Here is a 7,084-nt window from a genome sequence, read left to right on the forward strand (position 1 = left end):
TTAAGGAAGCGGAGAGGTTTTTGATGATTGGTGCTGTCAGTTTGTGACCTGAGTTGTAATTAAACTGTAAACGCATTGATAAAAATTCTGCCTTGTACTAAAACCTATTACATACACACAACAGGTCAGACCTCTTACTACTTCGGAGCTTCTTATGATGGTTCTTAGTATTGTCGTTTTACTGGCTCTCCTCGGCGTGGTGTTCTACCACCGAGTGAACCTTACCCTCAGCAGCCTGATCCTGGTGGCGTACACCGCCGCCATGGGCGCGATCGGCCTGTGGAGCTTCTGGCTGTTGCTGCCGCTGGCGATCGTGCTGCTGCCGCTGAACCTTTCCTCTGTGCGTCGCTCTCTGCTCTCCGCGCCGGCGCTGCGCGCCTTCCGCAAGGTGATGCCGCCGATGTCCACCACCGAGAAGGAAGCGATCGACGCGGGCACCACCTGGTGGGAAGGCGATCTGTTCCGCGGCGCGCCGGACTGGAACAAGCTGCACAGCTACCCGAAACCGCGCCTGACGGAAGAAGAGCAGGCGTTTATCGACGGCCCGGTGGAAGAAGCCTGCCGCATGGCCAACGACTTCCAGATCACTCACGAACTGGCCGATCTGCCGCCTGAACTCTGGGCGTACCTGAAAGAACACCGTTTCTTCGCGATGATCATCAAGAAAGAGTACGGCGGTCTGGAATTCTCCCCTTACGCTCAGGCGATGGTGCTGCAAAAACTGGCCGGCGTTTCCGGCATCCTGGCGATCACCGTCGGCGTGCCGAACTCCCTCGGCCCAGGCGAACTGCTGCAGCATTACGGTACCGAAGAACAGAAAAACCACTATCTGCCGGGCCTGGCGCGCGGCGACGAGATCCCTTGCTTCGCGCTGACCAGCCCGGAAGCGGGTTCCGATGCCGGTGCCATTCCAGACGTGGGCACCGTGTGCATGGGCGAATGGCAAGGCAAGCAGGTGCTGGGCATGCGCCTGACCTGGAACAAGCGCTACATCACGCTGGCGCCGGTCGCCACCGTACTGGGTTTGGCATTCAAACTGCATGACCCGAACCGCCTGCTGAGCGACAACGAATCCCCGGGCATCACCTGTGCGCTGATCCCGACCAGCACGCCGGGCGTGGAAATCGGCAACCGCCACTTCCCGCTGAACGTGCCGTTCCAGAACGGCCCGACCCGCGGCACCGACGTGTTCGTGCCGATCGATTACATCATCGGCGGCCCGAAAATGGCCGGCCAGGGCTGGCGCATGCTGGTTGAATGCCTGTCGGTCGGTCGCGGCATCACCCTGCCGTCCAACTCCACCGGCAGCCTGAAATCCATCGCCCTGGCGACCGGCGCCTACGCGCACATTCGCCGTCAGTTCAAGATCTCCATCGGCAAGATGGAAGGGATCGAAGAGCCGTTGGCGCGCATCGCCGGCAACACCTATGTGATGGACGCCGCCGCTTCGCTGATCACCTACGCGCTGGTGCAGGGCGAGAAACCGGCCGTGCTGTCGGCCATCGTCAAATACCACTGTACGCACCGCGGCCAGCAGTCGATCGTTGACGCCATGGACATCGCCGGCGGTAAAGGCATTATGCTGGGCGAATCCAACTTCCTGGCTCGCGCTTATCAGGGCGCACCGATCGCCATCACGGTGGAAGGCGCGAACATCCTGACCCGCACCATGATGATCTTCGGTCAGGGCGCGATCCGCTGCCATCCTTATGTGCTGGATGAAATGGCGGCGGCGCAGAACAACGATCTGAACGCCTTCGATAAATCGCTGTTCGGCCACCTGGGCCACGTCGGCAGCAACAAGGTACGCAGCTTCTGGCTGGGCCTGACCAACGGCCGCACCAGCGCCACGCCGACCAAGGACGCGACCCGTCGTTACTATCAGCAGTTGAACCGCCTGAGCGCCAACCTGGCGTTGCTGTCGGACGTTTCCATGGGCGTGCTGGGCGGCAGCCTGAAGCGCCGCGAGCGCATCTCCGCTCGCCTGGGGGATATCCTCAGCCAGATGTACCTGGCTTCCGCCGTGCTGAAACGCTTTGACGACGAAGGCCGTCAGAAAGAAGATCTGCCGCTGGTACATTGGGGCGTGCAAGACAGCCTGCATAAAGCCGAACAGGCGCTGGATGATCTGCTGCGCAACTTCCCGAACCGCTTTATCGCCGGCGCGCTGCGCTTCGTGGTCTTCCCGTTCGGCCGCGTGCATACCGCTCCGTCCGATCGCCTGGATCATCAGCTGGCCAAGATCCTGCAGGTGCCTTCCGCCACCCGCAGCCGTCTGGGACGCGGCCAGTACCTGACGCCGAGCGAGCATAACCCAATCGGTCTGCTGGAAGCGGCGCTGGCCGACGTGATGGCCGCCGAGCCGATTCACGAACGCCTGTGCAAGGCGGCCGGCAAAAACCTGCCGTTCACCCGTCTGGATCGTTTGGCGGAGCGCGCGCTGGAAGAAGGCAAGATCAGCGCCGACGAAGCGAAGATCCTGGTGAAAGCCGAAGAGAGCCGCCTGCGCTCCATCAACGTGGACGACTTTGCGCCGGATGCGCTGGCGGCCGCCAAGCCGGAAAAGCCGGCGGCGCAGTCTAAGCGCCAACAGCAGACCGAAGCGGCTTAACGCCAATTCCTACTCCACGCATCCAAGGGGCGATCATCATCGCCCCTTTTTCTTTTCTTGCATCACGAACTGCGCACCGCGCCGCAGGTTGGCGCAACGGCGGATTTCACGGGAAGGAAGTTCGGGTAGACTGCGCAGCGGGTGCTCTGGATCTTTCTGTCCGGAGCCTTGGCAAAGGAGAGAAAGAGAAAGGCCCCGAGTCGATATTATCAACCCGAGGCCACTCTGATGCCAAGCAACATCAGGTTAGCCTCTTACCCGCCGCAAGGCAAGGATAGGGAGGTCAAAAATGCAGCAAAAACGGGTCGTGCTTAAGCTGGTGATCGTCTGTATGACGCTGATCGCGTTCATCTGGCTAACCCGCGGTTCGCTGTGCGAACTGCGCATCAGGTTGGGAGACTCGGAGGTTGCGGCCACTTTGGCTTACGAATCCGAACGGTAAGGCAACCCAACGGCGGGGTTCGCCCCGCCCGTTGGCTGATGGTGTCAGGCAGGATCCACGAGCACCCGCCTTTTCAGCCGCTGACCGTCAGCTTGTCATAACCGCGCAGGCGGTAATTCACCACCGACACCAGCCAGCAGAAAATGAACACGGCGATCACCCAATAACCCATCTCCCCCAGATGATCGTTGAGCCGCGCCACGGCGTCCCACAGCGGGCCGGACAGCGCCAGCTTGTCGGCGATAAGTCCGAGCGCTTCGATGCCGCCGATAAACACCGCGATGATCACCGACGCCGCCGTGATGGTCATGTTGTAGTACAGTTTGCGGATCGGTTTGGAGAACGCCCAGCCGTAAGCGCCAATCATCACGAAGTTGTCGATGGAGTCGATCAGCGCCATGCCGGCGGCGAACAGCGCCGGGAACAGCATGATGCTCCACAGGTTCATGCCGTGGCCGGCGCCGGCAGCCGAAATCCCCAACAACCCGACCTCGGTGGCGGTGTCGAAGCCCAGGCCAAACAAGAAGCCCACCAGGTACATGTGCCAGCTCTGATTCACCAGCCTGAACAGCGGGCGGAAGCAGCGCGCCAGCGCACCGCCGCCGCTCATCAACAGATCCAGCGATTGATGCGCAGGCAGCTCGCCCGCCTTCACCTGCCGGAAAGCGCGCCACACGGAGATCAGCACCAGCAGGTTGATAAAGGCCACCGTCAGCAGAAACAGAGCGGACACCAGCGTGCCGATCAAACCGCCGGTTTCGTGAAACCAGCCCATCTGTCGGCTGAACATCATCGCCGTGGCGGCAATGGCGGCCGAGGCCAGCACCACGATGGTCGAGTGGCCGAGCGAGAAGAAGGTGCCGACCGCCACCGGCGTTTTGCCCTGTTGCATCAGCTTGCGGGTCACGTTGTCGATCGCGGCGATGTGATCGGCATCCACCGCATGGCGCAGACCAAAACTGTAGGCCAGCAAGGCGGTGCCCATCAGCGCCGCATTGTCTTTGAACACCGCCAGCGCCAGCAGCCAGACAACGACGTTGACCGCCACCAGCCCCAGCAGCAGGGATACAGCCCGCTGCCGGGCCGCGCCATGCAATCCTTCGGAAATTACCGCCATACCCACACTCCCGTTTTCTCGTTATGTTGAAATCAATGGATTAGCGCCGCGCCGCGATCACCGCCGGATTGGCGCTCAAAAACACCCAGGACGCGATCACGAACGGCATGGTCAACGACGGCATCCCCAGCGGAGCCAGCAAGGTATTGAAAGCCCCCTGCACCAGCACCGTGAAAATCACGCCGAGCAGCGTATAGATAAGCACCCGCCGGCCGGGCGGGTTGAAGACGGAACCCAGCGCCACCGCCGTCAGCACCGCGCTGAAAGCATATAGCCCGGCGAAGACCGCCTGCGGATCGGCGCCGATCGCCAGCGCGGTGATCACCGCCAGCAAGGCGCCGAAAAAACCCAGCGCCATCGCGCGCGGCGACGAAACCGCCAGCCCGAGCAACAGCAGCACGCCGCCGCTCACGCTGCTGCACAAAAAGACCTGGGAGACGCCGTGCAACGCACCGCTCAACACCTCCGCCAGGTCGGGATGCGGGTTGAACACCGCGCCGTCGGCCGGGATGGCCGCCGGCGGCAACCGCACATGCCGCAGATGGCTGAACGGGTAGCTGGCCAGCAGCACTGTCCAGGTGGTCAGCACGAAAGGCGCGGTCAGCGCCGCGATCTTCCAGGTACGCAGCAGCCGATTGAGGCCGACGGTGACGATCACCGAGATCGCGCTGCTGAAGATCACGCCGATCCACAGCCAGACTGAGGGCAGCAAAAAGGTCGGCAGCGCGGCGCCGACCAGGCAGCCGTTGTAGCCATAGAGACCTGTGCGCAACGCTGTGCGATCGTCCACCAACCACGCCGCGCTGAGCGTCGCCGTCGCCGCGCCCAGCAGGCAGCCGAAGGCCACCTGCGGTAGCCCCTCTTCCCAGGCGCCCACGAAAATGGCGATGAAAAACAATAATCCGGTCAACGGGTTATTTTGAAACATCACCTGCGAACAGCCGCGCAGCACCGCATCCGTCACCGCCGCTATTCGGCTGCGGGCGCACAACGCCGCCCAACTCCACTTTGTCGTCATGACCGCTTCCCGCTGCAGACTAGCGCCAGATAAAAGGCTCGGGCAGCGTCACGCCCAGGATTTCCTCCCGGGCGACGCGCCAGAAAGCGCGAATCGCCGCCTTCACCTGGCGCGCCTCTTTGCCCAAAGCCTTAAAGATCAGCCCGCACTCATTGGGCAACCGGCTGACGCCGCTGGCGATCCCCTCAGCCTCGTCATAGCGGGGCGCGATGCGATCGAGGATCCGCTGATGATGCTCGGGCGGCGTCAGCAGGATCACATTGCCGAACACATCGAACGACCCCATCACGCCGACCCCGTTCAACGGGTGTTTATGCGGTTCCAGCACATAGCGCTCGACAAACAGCGTGTTGCCCTCGGGGCGACAGGCGCTGATGCGCGAAGAGTAAACGTCGAATCTGAAACCGCGATCCGCCTGATGGTGTTTGCGTCCCGACATCAGGATCTCGCCATAGAGCAGCGTCGCCGTGGGGTGCAGCGTAATGCGGGTATCGGTAATGAAGCGCGAGCCGCAGTGAGGGATCACCGGATCGGGCATCATCTCCAGATAGCTGCCCTCTTCGAGCGTCAGCGTCTGCATCTGCGCCGCGTAGTTATTTTCCATGGCGTGGATCTTGGTCGCCGATTGAGTGGTGACATGCCCGCAGGCCCGGGGGGCGACCTGCACCTCGAGCGTCAGGCGATCGCCCTGCAAGATGCAGCCCGAGGTGGAGATGACGAATACGCACGGCATCTGCGGCAGCGCCTCGTCCCAATACAGCGCCCGCTGCACCAGAAATGGCACGCGCCGCTCCATTTGCCGCAGCACGCTGCGATGCCCGTTCAGCGCGAACCCCAGCCGCAGATAGCCGGTTTTGCCCACGCCGCCGCTGGCCATCTGCGGCGGTTCGTCCTGGTAGGCGGCCAACTCCGGCGCGTCGGCGCCGAGTTGCGCCACGCGCCTCGCCGCTTCGCTGACGGCCGTCATAACGCCGCCGACGGCGCGTGGGTGAACAGGAAATCACGCATGATCATGTCCACCAGTTCGTCGATGCCTTCGCCAGTTTTGCAGTTGGTGAGGATATAAGGCCGCTCGCCGCGCACCACGCGCGTATCGTGTTCCATCACCGCCAGGCTGGCGCCGACGTACGGCGCCAAATCGATTTTGTTGATCACCAGGATGTCGGCCTGAACCAGGCCCGGGCCATTTTTGCGCGGGATCTTTTCCCCTTCGGCGACGTCGATAACGTAGATGTAAAAGTCCGCCAGCGCCGGGCTGAAGGTCAACGTCAGGTTATCGCCGCCGCTCTCGATCATCACCACGTCGCTGTCCGGGAAACGGGCCTCCATCTCCTCCACCGCGGCGATATTCATGCTCGGATCCTCGCGCACCGCGGTATGCGGGCAGGCGCCGGTTTCCACGCCCAGAATTTTCTCCTCGTCGAGGATCCCCTTGAGCGTGCGCTTGACCTGTTTGGCGTCTTCGGTCGTGACGATGTCGTTGGTGATGATTAACGGGCTGATGCCCCGTTCGATCAGGCGCGGCGTAATGACTTCGATAATCGCGGTCTTGCCCGAGCCTACCGGGCCGCCGATGCCAATGCGGGTAATTTTCTTCACTCTGCTCGTTCCTTTGTCATTAGTTGCTGAACAGTCGGGTAAATGCGCCGACGTGCAGCGCGGCCAGGACGTCGGTCACCGGCGCGTAAGAGGCCATTTGTTCAACGCCGCCGCGTTCGGCTTCGTCACAAAAAACGTCGATGTCCCGGTTGAGTTGAAACAGGATGCGTTGGGTGTCGATATGGGTGACGCGCATCAGGCGCATGGCGGCGCTGAGAATGGTCATCGCCACGCCGTACTGATGCATCACCGCCACCTCGCGCGGCCCCGCGCCCAGCGCCGTCATCACTACCGCCT

At 62.3% G+C, this 7,084-nt stretch carries 7 protein-coding genes; 2 read left to right on the forward strand and 5 right to left on the reverse strand.

Annotated features, from left to right (window positions below):
* Positions 1 to 154 precede the first annotated feature (154 nt).
* Positions 155 to 2,611: an acyl-CoA dehydrogenase FadE gene (gene fadE, locus H7A77_RS09655; RefSeq protein WP_004930218.1), complete on the forward strand. Its 2,457-nt coding sequence runs from the start codon at positions 155 to 157 to the stop codon at positions 2,609 to 2,611.
* 289 nt (positions 2,612 to 2,900) lie between these two features.
* Positions 2,901 to 3,053, forward strand: coding sequence for a Hok/Gef family protein (locus H7A77_RS09660; RefSeq protein WP_004930217.1), 153 nt, complete (start codon positions 2,901 to 2,903; stop codon positions 3,051 to 3,053).
* A 73-nt stretch (positions 3,054 to 3,126) separates the two neighbouring features.
* Here the strand turns inward: H7A77_RS09660 and H7A77_RS09665 are convergent, their stop codons facing one another.
* The 5 genes from H7A77_RS09665 to H7A77_RS09685 all read right to left on the reverse strand — a co-directional run.
* Entirely contained in the window at positions 3,127 to 4,170 is a 1,044-nt protein-coding gene (locus H7A77_RS09665) for a HoxN/HupN/NixA family nickel/cobalt transporter (protein WP_052133748.1), read from the reverse strand.
* A gap of 40 nt (positions 4,171 to 4,210) precedes the next feature.
* Complete coding sequence (gene yut / locus H7A77_RS09670) at positions 4,211 to 5,188, reverse strand: urea transporter (RefSeq protein ID WP_164120074.1); 978 nt, start codon at positions 5,186 to 5,188, stop codon at positions 4,211 to 4,213.
* Between the two features lie 19 nt (positions 5,189 to 5,207).
* The gene (locus H7A77_RS09675; protein ID WP_089191212.1) at positions 5,208 to 6,155 is read right to left on the reverse strand and encodes an urease accessory protein UreD; all 948 of its coding nucleotides are present in this window, start codon (positions 6,153 to 6,155) and stop codon (positions 5,208 to 5,210) included.
* On the reverse strand, positions 6,152 to 6,787 hold the full coding sequence (gene ureG, locus H7A77_RS09680; protein ID WP_033651013.1) for an urease accessory protein UreG: 636 nt from the start codon (positions 6,785 to 6,787) through the stop codon (positions 6,152 to 6,154). The genes H7A77_RS09675 and ureG overlap by 4 nt, the downstream gene beginning before the upstream one ends.
* 19 nt (positions 6,788 to 6,806) lie before the next feature.
* The coding region (locus H7A77_RS09685; protein WP_304621569.1) for an urease accessory UreF family protein at positions 6,807 to 7,084 on the reverse strand (278 nt) is incomplete at its 5' end.

It is taken from the genome of Serratia sp. ME47, from assembly GCF_903970925.1.
Classification (GTDB): domain Bacteria; phylum Pseudomonadota; class Gammaproteobacteria; order Enterobacterales; family Enterobacteriaceae; genus Serratia; species Serratia ureilytica.